Here is a 21,270-nt window from a genome sequence, read left to right on the forward strand (position 1 = left end):
CCTGCACGCTACCTCTCGCCGCCGGCTCAGCGCTTCTCCAGGGGCGCGTATTCAGCCATCAGCTTGCGCTCGCTGCCATCGCGGGCGAAGCGGATGATCACGACGCCACCCGGCTCGGTCGCGGTGACGACACCCTCGCCGAAGGCCGCGTGCAGCACGTCGTCACCGGTCCGGAAGTCGCCCTTGGCGGCGGCCGGCGCCTCGGAGCGCATCGAGGCCCACGAGGCCGAGGCGCGCGGGCGGATGCCAGCGCTGCGGTCGGCGCCCGCACCCGAGGCCCACGAGCCTTGAGCGGACTCGCGGTCGACCAGATCCGGCGGGATCTCGGCCAGGAAGCGGCTCGGCAGCCCGTAGGCGCGTGAGCCGAAGACATTGCGCTGACGCGCGTGGGTCAGCGTCAGCGAGCGCATCGCCCGCGTCATGCCGACGTAACAGAGGCGCCGCTCCTCCTCCAGCGTCCCCTCGTCGAGCGAGCGCGAGTGCGGGAAGACGCCCTCCTCCATCCCGATCATGAAGATGATGGGGTACTCCAGGCCCTTGGCGTTGTGCAAGGTCATGAGCGTGACCATGCCGCCGTCGTCGACGCGCGTGTCGGTGTCCGAGCGCAGCGCGGTCTCCTGCAGGAAGACGTCGAGGCGGTCCTGCTCGGCGGCATGCGTGCCGTCGAACTCGCGCGCGACCTCGACCAGCTGCTCGAGGTTCTCGGTCCGGCCCTGGGCCTCGATCGTCCGCTCGGCGGCGAGCGCGTCGAGGTAGCCCGTGTCGTGCAGGACGGCCTCCAGGAGGTCGCCCATCGGGATGTTGTCGGCGACCCGCTCGCGCAGCCCCTCCATCGTCGCCATGAAGCGCTCGAAGGAGCGGATCGCCGCGGTGCCCAGGCCCGGCACGCCGGCCGGGTCCAGCGCGGCGTCCCAGGTCGTGATGCCCATGTTCTCGGCGTGTGCAAGCACCCGCGAGAGCGACGTCTGGCCGATCCCGCGCTTGGGCGAGTTGGCCACGCGCGTGAACGAGATCGCATCCGCCGGGTTCGCCAGCAGCGTCAGATACGAGAGCGCGTCCTTGACCTCGGCGCGCTCGTAGAACTTCGTGCCGCCGATGATCTGGAACGGCACGTCGGCGCGCACGAGCGCATCCTGCAGGACCCGCGACTGGGCGTTGGTCCGGTACAGACACGCCATCTCGGCCAGCGACACGCCCTCATCGCGCAGCCGCTCGACCTCCCCGAGCACATAGCGCGCCTCCGCGTACTCGTCATCGAGCTCACGGACGATCACCGGATCACCCGCACCCTGATCCGTCCACAGCGTCTTGTGCATCTGCGCCCGGTTCTGGGCGATCACCGCGTTCGACGCATCCAGGATCGTCTGCGTCGAGCGGTAGTTCTGCTCCAACTTGATGACGTGCGCGTCCGGGAAATCATCCTGGAAGTCCAGGATGTTGCGGATGTCAGCTCCTCTGAACGAATAGACACTCTGAGCATCATCACCGACGACCGCGAGGTTCCGATGCTCCCCCGCGATCAGCTGCAGGAGCTTGTACTGCGCGTGGTTGGTGTCCTGGTACTCGTCGACGAGGACGTGGCGGAAGGAGGCGTTGTAGCGGGCCTGGACCTCGGGGAAGAGCTCGAGGACGTTGACCATGCGGAAGAGCAGGTCGTCGAAGTCCATGGCGTTCATCCGGACGAGCTCGGTCTCGTAGAGCTTGTAGGCCTCGGCGACGGTCTGCTCGAAATAGCCCTCGACCATCTGCGCGTAGTCCTCGGCGGAGCGCAGCTTGTTCTTGGCGTCGGAGATCTGGTGCTGGACGGCGTTGGGCGTGAAGCGCTTGGGGTCGGCGTCGATCTGATCCAGGCAACGCTTGACCAGGCGTCGCGAGTCGGACTGGTCGTAGATCGTGAAGGTGCGCGTGTAGCCCAGGCGCGGGGCCTCGGAGCGCAGCATGCGCGCGCAGGCCGAGTGGAAGGTCATGACCCACATCGCCCGCGTGGAGTGGCCGAGCAGCAGCCCGACGCGCTCGCGCATCTCGGTCGCGGCCTTGTTGGTGAAGGTGATCGCGAGGATCTCCCCCGCCCGCGCGCGCCCCGTGTGAATGAGGTAGGCGATGCGGTGCGTGAGCACCCGCGTCTTGCCCGAACCGGCGCCCGCGAGGATGAGCAGGGGACCGTCGCCAGCCATCACGGCCTCACGTTGAGGAGCGTTGAGACCCTCGAGGAGATCGGCGACACGCTGGTCAGCGGGAGCTTCGGACGGCACACCTGCAGGATAGGCGCGCCTGCGGCGGTCTGAGGGGCTAACAAGTGCACAGCTTGGAGCCCCAAGAACAGCGCACTTGCCAATGCACCTCCCAGTTGTTGGATGACATGCGACAGAACGCGGAGCGTGCGGGGGACTTTCGACGGCATGGCCGCCAGGCGCGGTCATGGACACATCTGGACGCGCCGCGCGGCCGCGCAGTCCCTAATCTTGCTGGCGGCGGCCGCCGCCTTCTCATCCCCGGCGGCGGCCGCCAGTTCTCGCTGCGCGCATGCCAGCGCGGCCCCCGCGCACCTGAGCACCCCAGCCGCCTCGCACGCCCTGCGCTGTCTCATCAACGGTGTGCGGCGTGCCCACCACCTGCGGCCGGTCCGAGCCGAGCGCCATCTGCGCTCCGCGGCCCGTCGCCACGCCGATGACATGGTCGGCCGCGACTACTTCGCCCACGCGTCGCCGGGCGGCACCACGATGGCGTCACGGGTCAAGCACGCGGGCTATCTCCACAGCGCGCGCGAGTGGTGGCTCGGGGAGGCGCTGGCGTGGGGCAACGGCGGCGCCGGGGCGCCGCAGGCGATCCTGCGCGGGCTCCTGAACAGCCCGCCGCACCGCGCGATCCTGCTGGATCCGGGCTTCCGCGACCTCGGCATCGGCATCGCCCGCGGCGCCCCACAGGGCGCCGGAGCCGGCGCGTTGACGATCGCGCTGGACTTCGGGCGCGTCCGCCGCTGAGCCCCGCGCTCGTCTACATTGCGCGGCGATGGGCCGCCTCACCGACCACGTCCGCGCCTCGTGCGCGCAGCTCGCGTCCGAAGCCCAGTCGGTCCGGATCGACCACGATCGCCTCGCCACCTACGACGCGGGTGCCAACGGCTCGCCGATCCACGACCCGGGCCTCGATCCGGTCCGCCACTACCTCGAAGGCACACCGGCCGACGTGGCGATGTACACGCTGGCGCTCGACACCATCAACTTCGGCTCGGGCTGGTTTCCGACGCTGCGCAAGCGGATCGATCCCACGACCGGCCGGACGGTGTCGGGCTACTTCACCATCGCCTGGAACCTCGCCGACCACTTCCGCGCCCACGGCGCCTGGAGCAACGAGCAGCTGCAGACGATGCGGACCGAGGAGCTGGCCGCGACGCTCGGACAGACCGCCGACCACGAGCTGATGAGCCTCTACGGCCAGGCGCTGCGCGAGCTCGGGCGCTTCCTCAGCACCCGCACGGTCCTGGACGTCATCGCCGAAGCCAAGGGCTCGGCCGACCGGCTGGCTACAACGCTCGCCCAAGCACTGGCCTTCTACGACGATCGCGGCTTCTACAAGCGCGCGCAGATCGTGCCCAACGATCTGGCAGCGGCCGGCGTCGCGACGTTCGACGACCTCGACGCGCTGACGATCTTCGCCGACAACCTCGTCCCGCACGTCCTGCGCTGCGACGGGATCCTCGTCTACGAGGAAGGTCTCGCCGCACGGATCGACGCCGAGCAGCCGCTGGCCGCCGGCCGTGAGGAGCGGGAGATCCGCGCCTGCGCGCTGCACGCGTGCGAGCTGCTCGGCGCGCGCCTCGCCGTGCCGCCACGAGTCCTTGACATGTGGCTCTGGAATCGCGGCCAGGACCCGGCGCTCAAGGCGCGACCGCGGCATCGCTGCCGGACGGTCTATTACTAGGAGTTCCGGTCTTGTCGAACGGCTAGGTCGATCGCGGCACGCGAGGCGTACGGTCGGCCTATGAAGACCGCTTTGCTCTCCCTCGCAGTGGTCGCCGTGGCAGGGGTGCCCGGCGTCGCATCAGCCGCGACCGTCTCCTCTGACGGCACCACCGTTACCTACCTCGCCGCACCGCGGGAGGTCAACTCCCCCGCGCTGCTCACCCCGGTCCCGATGACCCTGACCGACGCCACCGCACCGCTCACCGCGGGCGCGGGCTGCGTCTCCGGACCGCCCATCGTCTGCGCCGGCGCCGTCAACCTCCAGGTGTCGCTCGGCGACCGCGCCGACACGACCCATCTCAACAACGCCGTCGGCGACACCATCATCGACGGTGGCCCGGGCAACGACACGATCGCCGGCGGCTCGGTCGGGCGCGTCACGGTCACCGGCGATGACGGCGCCGACGCGATCACCGTCAGCGCCAACACCCTCGGCACCGGCGACGGCGGTGCCGGCCCGGACACGATCCTGGGCACCTCCAGCTCCAACAACCTCTCGGGCGGCGGCGGCGCTGACCTGCTCACCAACCGTGGCAGCCGCTTCAGCGACGGCACGCTGGACGGTGGCGACGGCGCAGATCACATCGTCGGCAACGGGCGCGCATGGCTCACCGGCGGCGCCGGCGCGGACATCCTCGTCACCCAGGGCGACGGCGAAAACGTCGACGGCGGGGCCGCGGCCGACCGCATCACGTCGGTCAACGGCGGTTCGACGATCACCGCCGGCGCCGGCAACGACCAGATCAACGCCGCCGACGGCTCCGGCTCGCCGGACACGATCAGCTGCGGCGCCGGCCACGATGTCGTGTGGGCCGATGCCGGCGACACGGTCGCCGCCGATTGCGAGGTCCGCCTCAGCGGCCCGGCGCCGGCCCTTCCGGGCACGGCGCAGGCGATCGCCGACGCGGCAGCGCTCTAGCACTCCACCAACTCGCGGACGGACGCGAGGCCCCGCCGGCGGGCAGGTTTCAGCCGCCGGCGGGGTTGCGTCCCCGCATCGGACGCAGCCGGCGCACCTCGGCCGGCGGCTCCTCGCCCTGCAATGCCGCAATGCGATGTTCCAAGTCGGTGAGGCGGCCTGAAAGCTCACGGATCGCGTCGGCGACCGGGTCGGGAAGGTGAATCCAGTCGGCGTCGGGGCCCTCGGGGCGCCTGCCGTCGACGCGGACGACGTGGCCGGGATTGCCGACGACGGTGGAGTTCGGCGGCACGTCGGTGATGACCACCGAGTTGGCGCCGACCTTCGCGCCGTGGCCGACCTCGATCGGCCCGAGCAGCTTGGCGCCCGACCCGATGGTGACGTTGTCGCCGACCGTCGGATGGCGCTTGCCGGTGGCAAAGCCGGTGCCGCCGAGCGTGACGCCCTGGTAGAGCGTGACGTCGTCGCCGATGTCGGCCGTCTCACCGATCACGACGCCCATGCCGTGGTCGATGAAGAGGCCGTCGCCGATGTTGGCGGCCGGGTGGATCTCGATGCCGGTGGCCATGCGCGACACGTAGGCGATCGCCCGCGGGACGATCGGCACGTTGGAGTCGTGCAGCGCGTGGGCGACGCGATGGGCCAGCACCGCCTGGACGCCCGGCCACGCGATCAGGACCTCCATCGACGAGACGCCGCGCGCTGCCGGATCGCGCTGATGCGCGGCCGCGATGTCGAGGCGCAGCTCGCAGCTGACGCGGCGCAGGGTGCCAAGTCCCAGCATGGGCCACTACCGTACTGGAGAGATGTCCGGGCTTCGCGCGTTGATCCTCCACGGCTGGCAGGGGTCCGGGCCCGACCACTGGCAGAGCTGGTTGGCGGGCCGGCTCGCCAACGCCGGCGCCCACGTCCAGTTCCCGCAGCTGCCCGACTGCGACGTGCCGTGCCCCGATCGCTGGGGCGGAGCCCTGCATCGCGAGCTCCGCGCGCTGGCCCGCGGCGAGGGCGAGCGCATCGTGATCGCCCATTCGCTGGGGTGCGTCTTGTGGCTGCGCGAGGCGGCGGCGATCGGCCCTCAGCAGCGGGTCGATCGCGTGGTGCTGGTCGCGCCGCCGTGTCCGGGCGCGAAAGTGGCCGAGCTGGCGCAGTTCTACCCGACTGGCGCCGACAAGGCCGCGATCGACGCGGCGGCAGGCCACACGCGGCTGGTGTGCTCCGACGACGACGCGTACTGCCCGGGGCGCGGCGCCGCCGAGCACTGGGGCAAGCCGCTGGAGTTGGTGGTGGACCTGCTGCCGGGCGCGGGACACCTCAACGTCGAGGCGGGCTACGGGCCGTGGCCGGCGATGGAGGCATGGGCGCTCGGCGAGACCGACGCGTTGACGCCGCGTGAGGACCCGGTCGGCGCCTGAGTGAGGCGTTACTGCGGCGCGAAGAACGGCGCCGAGATGTAGCGCTCGCCGGAGTCCGGGAGAATCGTGACGATGCGCTTGCCTTGGTTCTCGGGGCGCTTGCCGACCTGGATGGCGCCCCACAGCGCGGCGCCGCACGAGATCCCCGCCAGCACGCCCTCACGTGCGGCGGCCAGGTGGGCGGTGTCGATCGCATCGTCGTCGCTGACCGGCAGCACCTCGTCGATGATCTCGCGGTCCAGGACGGCCGGGACGAAGCCCGCCCCGATGCCCTGGATCCGGTGCGGGCCCGGGCCGCGACCGCTGAGCACGGCGGAACTCGCGGGCTCGACCGCGATCACCCGCGCGGCCGGGTTGACCGACTTGATGGCCTCCCCCACACCGGTGATCGTCCCGCCGGTCCCGACGCCCGCGACGAAGATGTCGACGCGGTTCTCCATGGCCTTCAGGATCTCCGGACCGGTCCCGAGGCGATGGGCCTCCGGGTTGGCGGGGTTGGAGAACTGATCGGGCAGGAACGCGTCGCCGGTGGACGCCGCGCCGCGGGCGGCCTTGACGGCCTCGTCCATCCCGCCGAGCGACTCGACGATCTCGACCCGGGCGCCATACAGCTTCAACAACGCCTCGCGCTCGCGCGACATGCCCTGCGGCAGGAAGATCGCCAGCTCGTAGCCCTTGGCGGCGCAGACGAAGGCGAGCGCGATGCCGGTGTTGCCCGAGGTCGCCTCGACGATCGTCGTGCGGCCCGGTTCGATCCGGCCCTCGGCCTCGGCGGCCTCGATCATCGCGATGCCGATGCGATCCTTGACCGAGCCCCCCGGGTTGTAGGCCTCGAGCTTGCCGTACAGCTCGACGCCTTCGGGCTCGATGCGGCTGAGGCGCACCATCGGCGTGTTGCCGATGTGATCGGAGATGTTGGTCGGAATTTGGCCCATTCCCGCGGACGAGGCTATCGAGGCCGTCCGTGGGAAGGGACTACGAGGCCGGAAGCGTGGGCGTGCCGCCGGTGCGGCGGCTGCCGGGCGGGCGGCCCGACAAGGGACGCTCGCCCTTGGGCAGCGGATCAGCCGCTGCGCGATCACGTGCCGCTCTCGCCCCGATGCGCGGTCCGCGAGCCGCCATCGCATCCGCCTGCATCGCGCGCATGGTGCGCGCGTAACGCCGGATGAGATCGAGCTGGGCGGGTCCTGGATCGCTCATGAGAAGGCTTCCTTCGGGCCCGACCTTATAACTCGCGCGACCCTGAGTCCAGCCGGTTAGGCCCAACCCGGACAAACTGGCCAACCCACTCCTCCGGCCAGGCCTGGCAGGCCGCCCTCCCCGATCGGCCAGGCCCCATTTCCGGCTTCGCATCTACCTTCCTGGTCGAGCGGTCACCACCGCCCCGCCCACCATGTACCAAGTCCAGGATTCCGTCGCGCTCCTGCGCGCCCGCCGCGGCTTCGCCGCCGCCCGTAAGACCGGTCGCCCGTTCGTCGCCAGGACGGTGCTGCTGCTCGGTCTCACGAGCCTCTTCACCGACATCTCCTCCGAGATGGTGTCGGCGATCCTGCCGCTCTACACCGTCCAGGTGCTCGGCCTCAACCCGCTGAGCTATGGCGTGCTGAACGGCATCTACCAGGGCGGCTCGGCCTTCGCCCGGCTGATCTTCGGCTTCGTCGCCGACCGCATGAGCCGCTACCGCGAGATCGCGGGCCTCGGCTACGGCCTCTCGGCGATCTGCAAGCTCGGCCTGCTGGCGACGACCGCGTTCGGCGGTCTGGCCGCCGTCCTGCTGATCGACCGGATCGGCAAGGGGATCAGGACCGCGCCGCGCGACGCGATGATCTCGCTGAGCACCCCCGAGGCCGAGCTCGGCACCGCCTTCGGCGTGCACCGCGCGATGGACACCTGCGGCGCGATGCTCGGCCCGCTGCTCGGGTTCGTGCTGCTGGCGCTGACGCCCAACGAGTACCACGGCATCTTTCTGATCTCGTTCTGCTTCGCGCTGATCGGCGTGGCGATCCTGCTGCTGCTCGTCGATGACCCGGCGCGCGACCCCGAGCGCGTCGAGGCCGCTGCGGCGCAGAGCATCCCGGTCGCCCCGGCGGCGCCCGCTGCCCCGGCACCGACCGAGGCCGACGAGCCGGCCGGCGGGCGCCTCACCCTGCGCGGCGCCACGGGCCTGCTCGGCGACGGTCCACTCGGCGGTCTCGTCGTCATCGCGTTCCTGCTCGGGCTTGCCACGATCGGCGACGGGTTCCTCTACCTCCAGCTCCACGAGCGCCTCGACTTCGCCGACAGCCTCTTCCCGCTGCTCTACGTCGGGACGTCGTCGATCTTCATGGTCATGGCCGTGCCCGCCGGCCGGCTCTCTGACCGCATCGGCCGCGCCAAGGTCTTCGCCTTCGGCTACGCGATCCTGCTGGCGCTCTACGTCGTCCTGCTGTCGGGCGCGTCCGGCGACCTGCTGCTGCCCGCCACGCTGCTGGGCCTCGGCATCTTCTACGCCTCGACCGACGGCGTGCTCGCCGCGCTCGGCTCCGCTGCCGTGCCCGAGGCGGTGCGCGGCACCGGCCTCGCCGCCCTGGGCACCGCGACCGGGCTGGCCCAGTTGGGCGCTTCGATCGCCTTCGGCGCGCTCTGGACGACGGTCGGCGTGCACACGGCGTTCATCGTCTTCGCCATCGGCCTGGCGGTCGCGCTGGCCGCGACGCTCGTCATCCTGCTGATCCGCCCGCGGCGCACGATCGCGGGCGCCGTATGACCCGCCAGCGGCGCGTCGGCCTCTTCGTCGCGATCACGGCGATCGCGGTCTCGGTGATCGCTGTCTACCTCGGCATCACGCTCGTCAACAACAGCAAGGGCGACGGGGCTCTCCCCGACGCCTCGGCCCCGGCGGTGAAGATCGTCAAGGGCGACATGGTGCTGTTGGATCGTGACCGCAAGCACCCGAAGGCCTGGGGCCGGCTGGTGATCATCGGCGCCGGCGGCCGCCGTCAGCTCGGCAAGCTGACCTGCGAGCGCGTCGCGTTCGCCGCCGGCCACGGCATCTGCCTGGCCAAGGCCCACAGCCTGCCGACGCCGACCTACGAGGCGCGCTTCTTCGACGCCGACCAGAAGGTCATCGGGAAGATCTCGGTCCCCGGCGTTCCGAGCCGCGCCCGCGTCTCGCCCGACGGCCGCTACGCGGCCTCGACGACCTTCGTCGGCGGTGACGGCTACACGACGCCCGGCGCGTTCTCGACCCGCACCCGCGTCTACGACGTCGCCTCCGGGAAGTCGCTCGGCGACCTCGAGGCCTACAAGGTGACCCTGAACGGCAAGTCCATCAACAAGGCCGACTTCAACTTCTGGGGCGTGACGTTCACCGGCCAGGGCGCGCAGTTCTACGCGACGCTCGGCACCGGCAACCACCACTACTTGATCAAGGGCGACGCGGCGACCAAGCAGGCCACCGTGATCCGCGACGGCGTCGAGTGCCCGTCGCTCTCGCCCGACGGCACGCGCATCGGCTTCAAGGCGCGCGTCGGCTCGCCGTTCCAGTGGCGCTTCCACGTCCTGGATCTCAAGACGGGCAAGGTGACCGCGCTGCAGGAGACCCAGTCGGTCGACGACCAGATCGCGTGGCTCGACGACCAGCGGCTGGCCTACGGCGTCGGCGAAGAGGTCAAGGAGGTGCCGGCCGACGGCTCGGCACCGCCGCGGCCGTTCCTCGCCTCGGCGACGAACCCGAACCGCGTGCAGTAGCGCTCAATCGCGGTCGCCGCGCTCGCCGCGGTCGAGCCGCCGCTCGGCGCGGCACTGCTCCTTGAGCGCGCGGCGTTCCTTGCGCGTCAGCTTGCGCCCGCGCTTGACGTCGCTGCCGCCCATCAGCGAGAAGAGCCGCAGGTGGACCGTCGGCCCGCCGGGGACAGGGCGACCACGGCCGAGCCGGACGTCGTTGCCGCCCATCAGCGCGAACTGCGACACCTGGACGTCGAGTCCCTCGGGCACGTAGACCTCGGCGCCGCCCATGATCGAGATGATGCGGATCTCCGTCTGCTGGGCGGAGAGCACGGCATCGTTGAAATCGATCTCGCTGCCGCCCCAGAAGTTGAAGTTGATGACCTTGGGACCAACGCGCCAGTGCCCGCGGCGGTCGTGGCCCGACATGATCGAGATGAGCCACTTGGTCGCGCCCTCGCCGGGCAGCACCGGCAGTGACGCGGCAGGTGCGCCGACCGGCATTCCGTCGCCGCTGGGCACGACGTCGGCGACCAGCAGCTCGAGCTCGGCGCGCGTGCGTGCACCGAACGCCTCCGCGAGCCGGTCGTCGAGCTCGTCGACCGTCAGCCGCCCGTCGCCCGCGGCCCGCCGCAGCAGCTCGGCGGCCTGCTCGCGATCGGCGTCTGACGCACGCAGCTCGGGGGTCTCGGCCATGCCTCGGACCCTAGCTCGCTCGCGTAGCCTCCCCGCCGATGAGCGACCTCCGCGCCCTGGTCCGGCGCCCGTATGCGCTGCGCATGCTGCTCAGCGCGCTGGTGGGCCGGCTGCCGGAGGCGATGGTGCCGCTGGCGCTGCTGCTGCTCGCGCGGGCCGAGCACGGCTCGTATGCCACGGCGGGGGCTCTGGCCGGCGCATTTGCGATCGGCGCCGCGGTCGGCGGGCCGGTGGCGGGGCGGATCATCGATCGGCTCGGGCAGACCGTCGTCCTGATCGTGGTGGCGGTCGCGCGCAGCGCGGCGCTCCTGGGGATCGTGCTCGTGGCTCCGTCGTCGCTGGCGGTGGCAGCGGCGTTGGCGGCCGCTGCCGGTGCGCTAACGCCGCCGCTGGAACCGGCGCTGCGCGCGCTCTGGCCCGATCTGGCCGGCGATGACGAGCATGCGCTGAGCGCTGCATATGAGTTGGACGCCGGCGCGCAGGAGCTGATCTTCGTCGTCGGCCCGCTGCTGGTCGCGGTGGCCGTCGCGGTCGGGAGCCCATCCACGGCGCTGCATCTCACCTCAGCCGTCGGCCTGCTCGGAACGCTGGCCTTCGCGCTGGCGCCACCGGCCCGGGGATGGCGCGCCGGTGAGCACGCGGCCGTGCGCGAGGCAGGCGACGAGCAGGCCATGGGGTCTCGGCGATCGCATGCGCCAGCCTGGAGCGCCGCGGTCCGCGCGCCGCAGGTCGGCCTGCTGCTCACGCTCGGCGTCCTGGCCGGGGCGGCGACGGGGATGGTCAACGTGACGGCCACGGCCTTCGCCGAGCACACGCTGGAGAACCGCGACCTCGCCGGGTGGCTGCTCGCCGCCTGGGCGGTCGGTGCGCTGGCGGGCGGCCTCGGTGCCGCGGCGCGCCGGTGGACGCTGCCGCCAGAGCGGCGGTTGACGCGCTTGCTGGTGGTGTTCGGGTTGGCGTTCGGACCCGCGCTGCTGGCGCGCTCGACGCCGGCGATGGCCGGCGCGCTGGCGCTGTCGGGCGCGTTCCTGGCGCCGACGCTCGCGTGCATCTTCGTGTTGACCGGCGCCCGCGCGCTGCCGGGCACGATCACCGAGACGTTCGCCTGGTTGACGTCGTCGTTCCTGGTCGGCAGCGCGGCGGGCGCCGCGCTGGCCGGGACGCTCAGCGGGAGCGGCTCGGGCGTGCGGGGGTTCGCGGTGGCCGGAGCGACGGTCTTGCTGGCCGCCGCGCTCTGGGAGCTGCTGCGCACGCGCTCTGCCGTGTTGGCCCCGCGCCGCCGCTAGCGTGGGACCGATCATGGATCGCGACGCCGTCCGCACCACCATCCTCGCGCTACCCGAGGTCGAGGAGTACGTCCACGGGGACCTGCCGGCTTTCCGGATCCGCGGCAAGCGCTTCGCGACGATGCTCGACGACGAAGGCGTCAACCTGATGCCCGGCGAGCCGGCGATCCGAGCGCTGACGCAGCAGTACCCGCAGTTCTGCACCGAGCGCTGGTGGGGCCAACGGCTGGCGGCCGTCCGGGTGTCCTATGGGTCGATGCCTTCGGCGTTGTTGGAGGAGTTGGTCCTGGAGGCCTGGGCGTCGAAGGCGCCCGCGACCGTCCTGCGCGCGCATGATGCGCAGCGCGGCGAGAAGCACCCCTAGACTCACCGGTGTATGAACGTCGATTGGGTCATCCCCTGCCGTTACGTCGAGGTGCACGACAACCTCGGGACGCTGGTCGGCGCCGGCATCGACACCTTCTGGGTGCCCGAGCTGCCGGCCCCGCTGCAGCTCGTCTGCGCGATCCGCCTGACGGCGACCGCCGATGAGCTCGGGTCCGATCACCAGCATCACAGCCGCACGGTCATCACCGGCCCCGAGGGCGACGTGGTCGCTGACGTCGGCGGCGAGTTCGGGATCGACACCGACAACGCGCGTGAAGACTGGCTCAACGGCTTCGTGCTGCCCATGGCCATCACCTGGGAGACGACCGCAGCGGGCAGCTACCAGCTCGAGCACATCGTCGACGGGACGAGCAAGAGCATTGCCTTGCACGTGATCGTCGGCACGCCGAACGCCGGCGGTTAGCGGACCGTGTAGGGCCCCGTGCTCACCGCGTGGTAGCCCTTCGCGCCAACGGTCATGGCCAGCTCGCTGCGGCCCGGCGAGCCGTCGGCGATCCGCGAGAGCGCGTGGCGGAAGTCGTAGCGCGGCGTCCACCCGAGCTCGGTGCGTGCGAGGACGTTGTCGTAGACGCGCTCGATGGTGGGGAACATCCGCCAGCCGAGGCGGTCGTAAAGCTCGGCGTACTCGGGGACGTGGCGTTTGACCACCGCGGGTGCGTCGGTGCGGAGCTCTTTGAGATCTTCGGACGTGAACGGGGTCGTGGCGCTGATGATGTAGCGCCCGAAGCCAAGTTGTGGCGCCTGTTCCAGCGCGAGCCGATGCGCCGTCACCGCGTCCTCCAGGTCGACGCGCCGGTAGAGCAACTCGTTGGCCTTGAGGTTGGCGTCGTCGTAGGCGGCGCGCACCTCGTCACGGTCGTCGGCCTCGGGGAAGAAGCGTGAGGTGCGCAGGATGAGGACGGGCAGACCATGGTCGCGGTGGACCAGCTCGCACAGCGCCTCGGCCGACGTCTTGGTGACGCCATAGATGTTGCGCGGGATCGGTGAGACGTCTTCGGTGATCCACGCTGCGGGCTCACCCGGCCTTGGCGTCAGTGCCCGCCCGAACGCGCTCGTGGTGCTGGTGAAGACGAAGCGGTCGACGCCCGCGGCGACGGCCTCCTCCAGCAGGTTCAGCGTGCCGGTGATGTTGGTGTCGATGAAGTCCTGGCGGCTGTGCGAGCCGACGTGAGGCTTGTGCAGCGTGGCGGTGTGCAGGACCGCGTCGATGCCATCGAGGGATCGACGCACGAGCGCCCGATCGACGATCGTGCCGACGACGTCGGTGTAGGCGCCGGGGAGGATGTCGAGGCCGACGACCTCTGCCCCGTCCTCGCGCAGCACCCGCATCAGGCCCTCGCCGAGGTGGCCGGAACTGCCGGTGACCAGGATGCGCATAGGGAGAGGAGTAGCAGAGGGCTTCTGCGGCTCAGGCATTCCATCTGCTGGTTGCCCGCGCCATCTGACAAACCGGATCCCTGTTGCCACCTAGGATCATCAGCACGCGCTCGGCTCTCCGTAGGCGATCCGCCAGCAGCGGAGGATCGGAATCAGGAGCTGCGTCAGTTGACCGCCGCTGCGCGCGAGCTCGCGGGTGCTCATGCGCAGGGCCCGGCTCCGCGCGTTGTCGCTGGATAGGTAGAGCGCGGCCATCGCGGCGATGATCACGACGTGACGGTCGCCGTGCCGGAGCGCCGCGGCCTCGCGCAGCGAGCGGTCGAGCAGCACGGCGATCCCGCGCACCGCCTCATCGGAGCTCGAGTAGTAGGCCAAGTAGTTGTGCTCGCCGACGGCTTGATCTTCGAACTGATCGACGTAGTTGTCCAAGAACGCGCTGGCGCTCGCTACCCAGGTGTATGCCTCGACGGCCCGCCGCATCTCCTCACCGGTCATCCGCTCATCAGCGGCCAGCGCGAGGAGGACGATCGCCGTCATCATGGACGCCGCGCCGGCGGTCAGTTCCCACCATGTCGCATCGGTCCTCTGGCCGAACTCCTCGTGTGCGAACCGCTGCAGGCCCTGCGTGCGTCGCACCGGATTCGGGTCGTGCTCGAGGTCAAGCGAACGAGCCAGGCGAACCTGTCGCAGCAGCAGCGGACGAGCCTCGCGGTAGCGCGGAAGCGCCGCGCAGCCGGTCCGGCAGGCTAGGGCGAGCGCCTGCACGTAGGCATCAACGCCGGACGCTGACGCTCCGCCGTAGCTGGTGAGCGGCCGGTCGAGGTCGACGACCTCCAGGAACGCGTCCATCGAGCTGCCCGGCCGGGTCCGGTCCCCGCTTGCTCGCTCGCTGGCGTGATCGTGGTAGTTCGCCAGCGCCTGGAAGGCGACCAGCAGCCGGAGCAGCTCAACGTGACGGCGGTCCGGGAGGATCCAGAAGAACGCGGCTCCATCGAGGAGCGGGCGCTTGTCGGCCAGCGCCTCGAGCGCCTGCTGTCGATGGACCGGGTCTGAGATCGCGAGCGCTCGTGTGCGCCATCCGGCGACTTCTGCGCGGACAGCGCGAAGCCCCCATCCCAGCTCCCGCCCCGCTCCGCCACTGACGGCGAGGATGTGCCGCGCAGACAGAGGCGCCGGGTCTCGATCCCGGCGGATCGACCTCCGTGAGGCTAGGCGCTCCACGACGGCCGAACCTGTGCGACGAGGTAGCCGGGCACGATCACCACCAACGACGCCGACGCGATGACCACCGCGATGCTCAGGCCGGCGACGCCGAGTTGCAGGTCGTTGATGACCGGGAACCCGGTGATGGCCTGAAGGCCGCGGGTGCAGAGCGCCTGACCCAGGAGTCCGAACGCGCCGCCTGCGAGCGCGCCCGTGCCGAACAGCACCACGGTCTCGACCACCAGCGAGCGCCACAGCAGGGCCGAGCCCAGCCCATGTTGCTTGCGCTCGGCGACCGCAGGCCGGTGCTGCCACAGAAGACCGATCATCGCGGCGCACATCGCCAGCACCGCCGCGAGCAACGACAGCCCGGCGATCTGGCGCAGGCGCGACAGACCTGCACGCGCCGCCGCCCGCTCACTTGCTGCCCGCTGGCGGGCCGTCTCGATGTGCAGCGCCGCATGCGGGCCGAGGGCGGCTTTGACCTCGCGACCGACGTCGCCCGCCCTGGCGCCGGGCGCCAGCCGCAGGTGGTAGGCCGCGATCGCCCTGCTCCCCCACGCGTGTGCGAAGTCGTCGGCGTTGACGATGACCGCCCCGCTCGACCAACCCAAGTTGGTGGTGATCGCCGCCACGCGCAGATCGACCGGCTTGGGGGTCGGCAGGACGAGCCGTTGGCCGAGGTGAACGCCAAGGCTGCCGGCGAGCGCCTCGGAGATCGTGGCCCAACCGCCGGCGCGGACGCGCTGCGCCGCAAGCTGTCCGTCGCCGTGGAGGATCTGATGGGCCGGGATCGGGTGCGCCACGTCGCGCGGCTCACCCAAGACCCAGGCGCGCCGGTCGGCCACGTCGAGCAGCCCGGCTCTGTAGAGGCCGACGCTCGCGACCCCGGGCAGCCGAGCCAGCGACGCGCTCGCCGCCGGCTCGAATGATGGGGTGCCGATGGTGCTGCCCGCGCCGGCCGGAGCCGCCCACATGTCAGCGACGGCGGCCATGCCGGCGGAGCTGGCCCCCAGCCCACCTTCCAGGTTCAAGCGCGCGCCCTGCAGCGCCGTCGCGCCGAAGACCGCCACCGCGCCGGTCGCCGCGATCGCCAGGGCGCGTGATCGCCAGCGCGCTTCGCGTAGCTGCTGCAGGGCCAGCTCGACGGCCACGATCGAGCGGCCGCGCCGGTTGCACCACCCCACGCCGCGGATCGCCGCCCCGAGCAGCGCGGGCAACACCATCATCAACGCAAGCCCGGCCAGCACGAGCCCGACAATGGCGGCACCGGGCGCCGCGACCGCGATCGTCACCGCGGCGGCCAGGCAGAGGAGCCCGAGCGCCGAAAGCGGTGTGATCGTCCTACGTCGAGTGTCTGGCGGCCCGGACGCCGCCGCCGGGCGCAGGCGCCTGGGCAGGCTGCCCACCACCACCTGGCGGGCCGGACCCAGGACGCCCACGACGGCCGCGAGGAACCCACCGGTCACGGCGATCGCCACGCTCTGCCAGGTCACCACACGCTGGTCGCCGATCGGAAACGCACCCGACAAGAAGCTCACGTCCGAGGAGAACCCACGCCGGGAAAGGAGCTCACCGGCGGCGAGCCCGATCGCACAGCCGACGAGGCCGATGATGGCAGCGTCGACGAGCAGGGTGACGAGCGTCGCCGATGGCGAGAAGCCCTGCTCACGCTGCTGGGCGGCGAGCTTGCGTCGCTCGGCGGCGGTCACCAGCAGGGCGCAGACCGCAAACAGCCAGCCGACGAGGGCGCTCAGGATGCTGAACACCGCCGCGGCCAGGCTCGTCGGCCGGGCCGCCGCGTCGAACAGCTGCGTCTCGTAATCGCCCGGACGGACGTCCGCCTGTCCGCGGGCGAGCCCCTGCAGCTCGCCACGGACGTCAGCGACCCGGCCCGGCTCGGCCTCCACCAGGATGCGCGTGACCAGCCCCCGCGACCGTGACAGGCGCTGGAGGTAGGCCAGCGGCAGCAGCACGATCGAGGTGTTGACCACCACGCCGATCTGCTTGCGACCGGCCACGACGGCCGGCACGGTGACGCTGCGCCCGCCGAGCTGGACGTGGACGTCGTCGCCCATGCGCACGCCGATCTTGCGCGCGGTCGGCGCCGGCACGACGAGGCTCTCCATCTCCGCCGCGTCCTGGCGCGAGAACCCGCGCAGGAGATCGCCGCGCAGGGCCGCGATCCGCGGGTCGCCGCCGAAGAGGGTCACGCCCTGCTGCCCGCGCGGGCCGACCAGGTTGCCCGGCTTCTCGAGGACGGGCACGGCCCGGCGAACTCCTGGCAGGCGGATCACCCGGTCGTAGGTCGCCTGCGGCATGCCGGTCCCGCCACGCGAGATCAGCTGCAGCTGGTTGCCGCCGACGAGCCCCTTGTTGAGCGACCGCACCGGCCCCGACAGCGATGTCGACGCGACCTGCGTGGCATATAGCAGCGCGACGCCCAGCGCGATGCCGACCACCGCCAAGAGCTCCTGGAGCCAGCGCCGGCGCAGGCGGATCCGGTACAGCACCAAGGCGCTCGACAGCTGTGCCCAGCCTGACCTGGGCCGGCGCCTCCCCAGCCCGGGGACGCTCACGGCGCCAGCGCGGCCTCTGGGCCGGAGTCCGTGAGCAGGCCGTCTTGGAGGCTGTGGACCGCGTCGGCATAGGAGGCCGCGCGCTCGTCGTGGGTCACGAGCAGCGTGGCAAGGCCGCGGGTGTGCGTCTCCTCTCGCAAGAGCTCGAACACCTCGCGGCTGCGCCGGCTATCCAGGTTGCCCGTCGGCTCATCGGCGAGCACCACCTGCGGATCCAACGCGAGCGCGCGGGCGATCATCACGCGCTGGCGTTCCCCGGTCGACAACGTCTCGGCGCGATGGTCCAGACGTCCACCGAGCCCGAGCCGCTCCAGCAGCGGTGCGACGGTCCGGCGCGCGCGCCGCATGCTGCCGAAGGCGGCGAGGGGCTTGATCGCCGCGTTGTCGAGCGCGGTCACACCACCGATGAGATCGGCCTGCTGGTTGATCCAGCCGAGCACGAACAAGCGATAGCGGGCGGCGTCACGCTCAGACAGCGACGTGACGTCGCGACCGTCGACCAGGACCGTGCCGCCGTCGGGCGGCTCGATCGCGGCGGCGATGCGCAGCAACGTGCTCTTGCCGGATCCCGACGGCCCGTAGAGGGCCACCATCTTCCCGGCGCCGATGGTCAGCGACAGGCCATCGACCGCGCGTACGACCTCCTCGCCCGTTCGGTAGTGCTTGCGAACGTCACGGAACTCAAGCAGCGCCGGCCGCCTTTCGGGCCGGCGGGCACGGCACGGTCGCATCGGCGGTCCGCCGCGTGCCGTCGGCGAAGCGCACGATGGCGCGCAGGCGAAAGCCTCGGCGGGGGCACCTGTCGGGAAGCGGAATGCCGCCCGGGTGATACGTCACGCGCCTCCCGTGTACGACCTTGTTGTAGGTGATGGACGGCGATCCGACCACCAGGTGGAAGTCCGAGAGCGCGATCTCGGAGTCGAACGGCAGGTTCGCGAAGGACGGGATCTCGATCGCCAGGCCGAGGCCGAACGCCGCGGGCGGAACGTAGAGGTAGCCGGCGTAGGTCAGCTGCATGCGGGCCGGGTTGTAGGTGTCGGCGCTGATCAGCAGACCCGGCTTGTCGCCGACCGACGGGCCCGCGTGCAGCTCGATGAACGCCGCACCGAAGAGCGGCGCGTCCTCGTTGAGCAGGAGGCCCGCCGTTGCCGACCCCTTGCCGATCAGCGAGTTGGCCGGGCAGCGTCCGTGGACCACGGCGTTCAGGACGTTGACGAACTCGAAGGCCGGCCGCCGGCAGGGAACGATGCCGAGGCGGCTGTCGGCCAAGGTCATCCCGGACGGGGTGAGCAGGCGGACCTCGGTGACCCGCGGCAAGCGGTGATCGATGCTGAGGTCGATGTCCACGGCGGTGGAGCGCCCGAGCCGTGCCTCGTCGGAGAACCGCGCCGCCAGGCGCACCGGAGCCTGCACTTGAGCAGCAGCGGACGACGTGAGCAGGCCGAAGCCCACGAGCAGCAGCGCCAGCGCGTACGGTCGTCTGGTCACCGGGTCCCGCTCAGTAGGTGAATGAGCCCGAGGCGTCGATCGTCGACGCCCAAGTGGAGCGGTTGACGATGCCCGTGAACCTGCCGGTGCCGCGAGCGTGCGCGTAGCGGCCGGTGCCGCCGTCGATCGTCGCAGCGCCGTCGAACCTGGTGCGCAACGCCAGCGTGCGAGCCCGTCCATCGATCTTCAGCCGCAGCTCGCCACGGCTCGTGTTGATCGTCACCGTGCCGCGGAGCACGACCGAATGCGTGAGCGTGGTGACCGATCGCACCGAGCCCGACAGGGTGCCTGTCGCGTGGCCGGTGTGCGCAAACTTCGTCGCACCGGTCCGCTTGGCCAGCTTCAGGACGACATGCTCGGTGACCTTCATCGAACTAGCCGCCGGTGAGCTCGACGCGGCCAGGCCGCAGGCCCCCGCCACGATGATGGCGACGAAGGCCGCGACTACTCGGCTATGACCATTGCGGAGTCCCATCTGCGGCCGAACCTAGCATGGCGCCTGCCGCCTGTACACCTCCCAGGGACATCGACGTCTCCCAAAAATGTCAAGCGTTTAGATGTAGTACATGGCGACCCCCGCCGCCTTCTTCTCCGACTCCACCACATCCGCCACCGTCGTCTTGGCCAGCACCTCACGCGCCGCGTTCGCGGCCTCGAGGAAGATGCCATCCGAGCCGGCGCCCAGCGGACCGTCGAGCAGCTCCACGATCTCCAGCACCGTGATCTCCGACGCCGGCCGCGCGAACGAGTACCCGCCCTTGACCCCGCGCTGGGACTTCAGCACGCCCGCGCGCCGCAGCACGGCGAAGAGCTGCTCGAGGAACTGGACCGGGATGCCGCGCTGGCGGGCGAGCTCGCCGATCGGGATGGGTGAATCGCCGCCTTGGCGGCCGAGCTCGGTCAGCGCCTTGAGGGCGTAGGGCGACTTGGTGGTGATGGAGAGCATCGCCCGATCGACTCTACGACAAGACACCGCGCCGCAGAACGATTTCGGGGGACGAGCGAGGCCCGGCGCGGTGCCGGACGTCGATCGTCCCCCGAGGGGTCTTGCAATAGGAGCGGGCTTTTACAGCCAGCCGCGCTCCGTGGCGATCAACACGGCCTGCGCGCGGTCGACCGCGCCGAGCTTGCCGTAGATGTTGTGCAAGTGGGTGCGCACCGTGCTCGTCGAAAGCGACAGCTCCAGCGCGATCTGCTTGTAGACCTTGCCCTCGGCCAGGCGCTTGAGCACCTCGAGCTCGCGGCCGCTGAGCGGGCACGGATCGATCTGGCGCGTGCGGCCGGTCGTCGGGTACGGCAGGTCGTACATGACGCTGCGCAGCTCGCTCGGCCCGAGGCCGATCGTGCGGGCGCACTTCAGCAGCTCGGTCGGCGAGACGGCGCCGCCCTGGGAGTAGTGGGCGAGCATGTCGGCCAGGCGCACGAAGGCGGCCTCGCCCTGCGCGTCGTCGGCGTGGTGGCGCTCGATGACCGACGCGACAGCCTTCGGCAGGCCCCAGCGACGAGCAAGGACGCCGCCGACCAGCGCATGGTCGACACCGAGCTCGCGACGCTCACGGTGGATCCGCTCCTCGGGCGTGCGAGCGTTGCCGTGCACCTGGCCCGGGTAGCCGGGGTAGGCGTGCATCAGCACGAGCTTGCCGATGTCGTGCAGCAGCGCGGTGACCATCAGGCGGTCGCGATGCTCGTAGCCGGCCTCGGTGGCCAGGCGATCAGCAGCGCGCTGGGTGGCGACACCGTGGAGGCGGAAGCGCTCCGGAGCGGCGTCCCAGACCGACGAGCGCTCGAAGAAGTCAAAGGTGCGGGCGCGCGTCGCGAGGGCCTGGACGGCCTCCGGGGAGAGCAGCTCTACGGCGTGGACGACGGACTCGACCTTGCCGCGGGACTTGCCCTCGACCTGGTTGCCGAGGCGCAGGACGGAGATCACGAGCGCGACGTCGGACTCGACGGCAGCGACGACCTCGCCGGTCGAGACGCGCTCCTGGCGGACGACGCGCAGCAGGCGATTGCGGGACTCAGCGAGCGCCGGGAACGCCTCGAGCGCCTCGAACGCGGCCGTCAGACGACGGCCGTGGCCTTCGTTGTGACGTCGCTGAACATCGGCGGCCGGCGTGTGCTGGCTCGAAGAGGCGGCTGCTGCTGGGGGCATAGGGTCTCTGGGCTCCATGGGGCATGGGCACGGATGGGGTCCGCGGCCCGTCTACCTCCCGGTTATCGGCAGCCGTGGACGGATGATTGAGCGCAACATCGAACAGT

Annotated in this window: 22 protein-coding genes; 9 read left to right on the top strand and 13 right to left on the bottom strand. The window is 71.1% G+C overall.

Annotation, left to right across the window (positions count from 1 at the left end; all coding sequences use genetic code 11):
- Positions 1-26 precede the first annotated feature (26 nt).
- The gene (locus VGO10_RS19070; protein ID WP_327471370.1) at positions 27-2,252 is read right to left on the bottom strand and encodes an ATP-dependent helicase; all 2,226 of its coding nucleotides are present in this window, start codon (positions 2,250-2,252) and stop codon (positions 27-29) included.
- Positions 2,253-2,399: 147 nt separating this feature from the next.
- Between VGO10_RS19070 and VGO10_RS19075 the strand changes: the two genes are divergently transcribed.
- From VGO10_RS19075 to VGO10_RS19085, 3 genes are read left to right on the top strand one after another with little or no spacing between them, the layout of a single operon-like run.
- Positions 2,400-2,981: a CAP domain-containing protein gene (locus VGO10_RS19075; protein ID WP_327471372.1), complete on the top strand. Its 582-nt coding sequence runs from the start codon at positions 2,400-2,402 to the stop codon at positions 2,979-2,981.
- 28 nt (positions 2,982-3,009) lie between these two features.
- On the top strand, positions 3,010-3,921 hold the full coding sequence (locus VGO10_RS19080) for a queuosine salvage family protein (RefSeq protein ID WP_327471374.1): 912 nt from the start codon (positions 3,010-3,012) through the stop codon (positions 3,919-3,921).
- A gap of 60 nt (positions 3,922-3,981) precedes the next feature.
- On the top strand, positions 3,982-4,881 hold the full coding sequence (locus tag VGO10_RS19085) for a hypothetical protein (protein ID WP_327471376.1): 900 nt from the start codon (positions 3,982-3,984) through the stop codon (positions 4,879-4,881).
- Between the two features lie 49 nt (positions 4,882-4,930).
- On the opposite strand, the gene cysE is transcribed toward VGO10_RS19085, so the two are convergent.
- Positions 4,931-5,665: a serine O-acetyltransferase gene (gene cysE, locus VGO10_RS19090; protein ID WP_327471378.1), complete on the bottom strand. Its 735-nt coding sequence runs from the start codon at positions 5,663-5,665 to the stop codon at positions 4,931-4,933.
- Between the two features lie 22 nt (positions 5,666-5,687).
- Between cysE and VGO10_RS19095 the strand changes: the two genes are divergently transcribed.
- Positions 5,688-6,293: an RBBP9/YdeN family alpha/beta hydrolase gene (locus VGO10_RS19095; RefSeq protein ID WP_327471380.1), complete on the top strand. Its 606-nt coding sequence runs from the start codon at positions 5,688-5,690 to the stop codon at positions 6,291-6,293.
- A gap of 8 nt (positions 6,294-6,301) precedes the next feature.
- Here VGO10_RS19095 and cysK read toward each other — a convergent pair whose 3' ends face one another.
- Positions 6,302-7,228, bottom strand: coding sequence for a cysteine synthase A (gene cysK / locus VGO10_RS19100; protein WP_327471382.1), 927 nt, complete (start codon positions 7,226-7,228; stop codon positions 6,302-6,304).
- A gap of 40 nt (positions 7,229-7,268) precedes the next feature.
- A complete protein-coding gene (locus VGO10_RS19105) occupies positions 7,269-7,493 on the bottom strand; it encodes a hypothetical protein (RefSeq protein WP_327471384.1) in 225 nt (74 codons plus the stop codon).
- Positions 7,494-7,686: 193 nt separating this feature from the next.
- On the opposite strand from VGO10_RS19105, the gene VGO10_RS19110 reads away from it, so the two are divergent.
- On the top strand, positions 7,687-9,039 hold the full coding sequence (locus tag VGO10_RS19110; protein WP_327471386.1) for an MFS transporter: 1,353 nt from the start codon (positions 7,687-7,689) through the stop codon (positions 9,037-9,039).
- Positions 9,036-10,022 (top strand): hypothetical protein, encoded by a 987-nt coding sequence (locus VGO10_RS19115; RefSeq protein WP_327471388.1) that lies wholly within the window; start codon positions 9,036-9,038, stop codon positions 10,020-10,022. The genes VGO10_RS19110 and VGO10_RS19115 overlap by 4 nt, the downstream gene beginning before the upstream one ends.
- Positions 10,023-10,025: 3 nt before the next feature.
- Here the strand turns inward: VGO10_RS19115 and VGO10_RS19120 are convergent, their stop codons facing one another.
- Complete coding sequence (locus VGO10_RS19120) at positions 10,026-10,694, bottom strand: DUF1707 SHOCT-like domain-containing protein (RefSeq protein WP_327471390.1); 669 nt, start codon at positions 10,692-10,694, stop codon at positions 10,026-10,028.
- Between the two features lie 38 nt (positions 10,695-10,732).
- Here VGO10_RS19120 and VGO10_RS19125 point away from each other — a divergent pair, with 38 nt between their 5' ends.
- Genes VGO10_RS19125 through VGO10_RS19135 form a run of 3 tightly spaced genes read left to right on the top strand, consistent with a single transcriptional unit; the run spans position 10,733 to position 12,770 of the window.
- Positions 10,733-11,980 carry an MFS transporter gene (locus VGO10_RS19125; protein WP_327471392.1) on the top strand — a complete coding sequence of 416 codons (1,248 nt, stop codon included), beginning with the start codon at positions 10,733-10,735 and terminating at the stop codon, positions 11,978-11,980.
- A gap of 13 nt (positions 11,981-11,993) precedes the next feature.
- The gene (locus tag VGO10_RS19130) at positions 11,994-12,344 is read left to right on the top strand and encodes an MmcQ/YjbR family DNA-binding protein (protein ID WP_327471394.1); all 351 of its coding nucleotides are present in this window, start codon (positions 11,994-11,996) and stop codon (positions 12,342-12,344) included.
- A gap of 12 nt (positions 12,345-12,356) precedes the next feature.
- Entirely contained in the window at positions 12,357-12,770 is a 414-nt protein-coding gene (locus tag VGO10_RS19135; RefSeq protein WP_327471396.1) for a hypothetical protein, read from the top strand.
- Here the strand turns inward: VGO10_RS19135 and VGO10_RS19140 are convergent.
- The 8 genes from VGO10_RS19140 to VGO10_RS19175 form a co-directional block, all read right to left on the bottom strand.
- The gene (locus VGO10_RS19140) at positions 12,767-13,744 is read right to left on the bottom strand and encodes an NAD(P)-dependent oxidoreductase (RefSeq protein ID WP_327471398.1); all 978 of its coding nucleotides are present in this window, start codon (positions 13,742-13,744) and stop codon (positions 12,767-12,769) included. The two genes, VGO10_RS19135 and VGO10_RS19140, sit on opposite strands and share 4 nt — an antisense overlap.
- A 99-nt stretch (positions 13,745-13,843) precedes the next feature.
- Entirely contained in the window at positions 13,844-14,965 is a 1,122-nt protein-coding gene (locus VGO10_RS19145) for a DUF2600 family protein (protein WP_327471400.1), read from the bottom strand.
- Complete coding sequence (locus VGO10_RS19150) at positions 14,953-17,526, bottom strand: ABC transporter permease (RefSeq protein WP_327471402.1); 2,574 nt, start codon at positions 17,524-17,526, stop codon at positions 14,953-14,955. Before VGO10_RS19150 ends, VGO10_RS19145 begins: the two co-directional genes overlap by 13 nt.
- Positions 17,523-18,257: an ABC transporter ATP-binding protein gene (locus tag VGO10_RS19155; protein ID WP_327471404.1), complete on the bottom strand. Its 735-nt coding sequence runs from the start codon at positions 18,255-18,257 to the stop codon at positions 17,523-17,525. Before VGO10_RS19155 ends, VGO10_RS19150 begins: the two co-directional genes overlap by 4 nt.
- Positions 18,208-19,014, bottom strand: a complete 807-nt coding sequence (locus VGO10_RS19160; protein ID WP_327471406.1) for a hypothetical protein — start codon at positions 19,012-19,014, stop codon at positions 18,208-18,210. Before VGO10_RS19160 ends, VGO10_RS19155 begins: the two co-directional genes overlap by 50 nt.
- 10 nt (positions 19,015-19,024) lie before the next feature.
- Entirely contained in the window at positions 19,025-19,489 is a 465-nt protein-coding gene (locus tag VGO10_RS19165) for a hypothetical protein (protein ID WP_327471408.1), read from the bottom strand.
- 78 nt (positions 19,490-19,567) lie between these two features.
- Positions 19,568-19,960: an Rrf2 family transcriptional regulator gene (locus VGO10_RS19170; RefSeq protein ID WP_327471410.1), complete on the bottom strand. Its 393-nt coding sequence runs from the start codon at positions 19,958-19,960 to the stop codon at positions 19,568-19,570.
- Between the two features lie 120 nt (positions 19,961-20,080).
- Positions 20,081-21,163: an HDOD domain-containing protein gene (locus VGO10_RS19175; RefSeq protein ID WP_327471413.1), complete on the bottom strand. Its 1,083-nt coding sequence runs from the start codon at positions 21,161-21,163 to the stop codon at positions 20,081-20,083.
- Between the last annotated feature and the right edge of the window lie 107 nt (positions 21,164-21,270).

The organism is Baekduia sp., from assembly GCF_035996765.1.
In the GTDB taxonomy this organism is placed as follows: domain Bacteria; phylum Actinomycetota; class Thermoleophilia; order Solirubrobacterales; family Solirubrobacteraceae; genus Baekduia.

Excerpts from the sequence above, each read along its gene's own strand:
- VGO10_RS19155 (WP_327471404.1), bottom strand. The coding sequence starts at position 18,257 with ATGCGACCGTGCCGTGCCCGCCGGCCCGAAAGGCGGCCGGCGCTGCTT.
- VGO10_RS19105 (WP_327471384.1), bottom strand. The coding sequence starts at position 7,493 with ATGAGCGATCCAGGACCCGCCCAGCTCGATCTCATCCGGCGTTACGCG.
- cysE (WP_327471378.1), bottom strand. The coding sequence starts at position 5,665 with ATGCTGGGACTTGGCACCCTGCGCCGCGTCAGCTGCGAGCTGCGCCTC.
- VGO10_RS19080 (WP_327471374.1), top strand. The coding sequence starts at position 3,010 with ATGGGCCGCCTCACCGACCACGTCCGCGCCTCGTGCGCGCAGCTCGCG.
- VGO10_RS19135 (WP_327471396.1), top strand. The coding sequence starts at position 12,357 with ATGAACGTCGATTGGGTCATCCCCTGCCGTTACGTCGAGGTGCACGAC.
- VGO10_RS19140 (WP_327471398.1), bottom strand. The coding sequence starts at position 13,744 with ATGCGCATCCTGGTCACCGGCAGTTCCGGCCACCTCGGCGAGGGCCTG.
- VGO10_RS19170 (WP_327471410.1), bottom strand. The coding sequence starts at position 19,960 with ATGCTCTCCATCACCACCAAGTCGCCCTACGCCCTCAAGGCGCTGACC.
- VGO10_RS19095 (WP_327471380.1), top strand. The coding sequence starts at position 5,688 with ATGTCCGGGCTTCGCGCGTTGATCCTCCACGGCTGGCAGGGGTCCGGG.
- VGO10_RS19075 (WP_327471372.1), top strand. The coding sequence starts at position 2,400 with ATGGCCGCCAGGCGCGGTCATGGACACATCTGGACGCGCCGCGCGGCC.
- VGO10_RS19115 (WP_327471388.1), top strand. The coding sequence starts at position 9,036 with ATGACCCGCCAGCGGCGCGTCGGCCTCTTCGTCGCGATCACGGCGATC.
- VGO10_RS19110 (WP_327471386.1), top strand. The coding sequence starts at position 7,687 with ATGTACCAAGTCCAGGATTCCGTCGCGCTCCTGCGCGCCCGCCGCGGC.
- VGO10_RS19125 (WP_327471392.1), top strand. The coding sequence starts at position 10,733 with ATGAGCGACCTCCGCGCCCTGGTCCGGCGCCCGTATGCGCTGCGCATG.
- VGO10_RS19165 (WP_327471408.1), bottom strand. The coding sequence starts at position 19,489 with ATGGGACTCCGCAATGGTCATAGCCGAGTAGTCGCGGCCTTCGTCGCC.
- VGO10_RS19085 (WP_327471376.1), top strand. The coding sequence starts at position 3,982 with ATGAAGACCGCTTTGCTCTCCCTCGCAGTGGTCGCCGTGGCAGGGGTG.
- VGO10_RS19130 (WP_327471394.1), top strand. The coding sequence starts at position 11,994 with ATGGATCGCGACGCCGTCCGCACCACCATCCTCGCGCTACCCGAGGTC.
- VGO10_RS19120 (WP_327471390.1), bottom strand. The coding sequence starts at position 10,694 with ATGGCCGAGACCCCCGAGCTGCGTGCGTCAGACGCCGATCGCGAGCAG.
- cysK (WP_327471382.1), bottom strand. The coding sequence starts at position 7,228 with ATGGGCCAAATTCCGACCAACATCTCCGATCACATCGGCAACACGCCG.
- VGO10_RS19175 (WP_327471413.1), bottom strand. The coding sequence starts at position 21,163 with ATGCCCCCAGCAGCAGCCGCCTCTTCGAGCCAGCACACGCCGGCCGCC.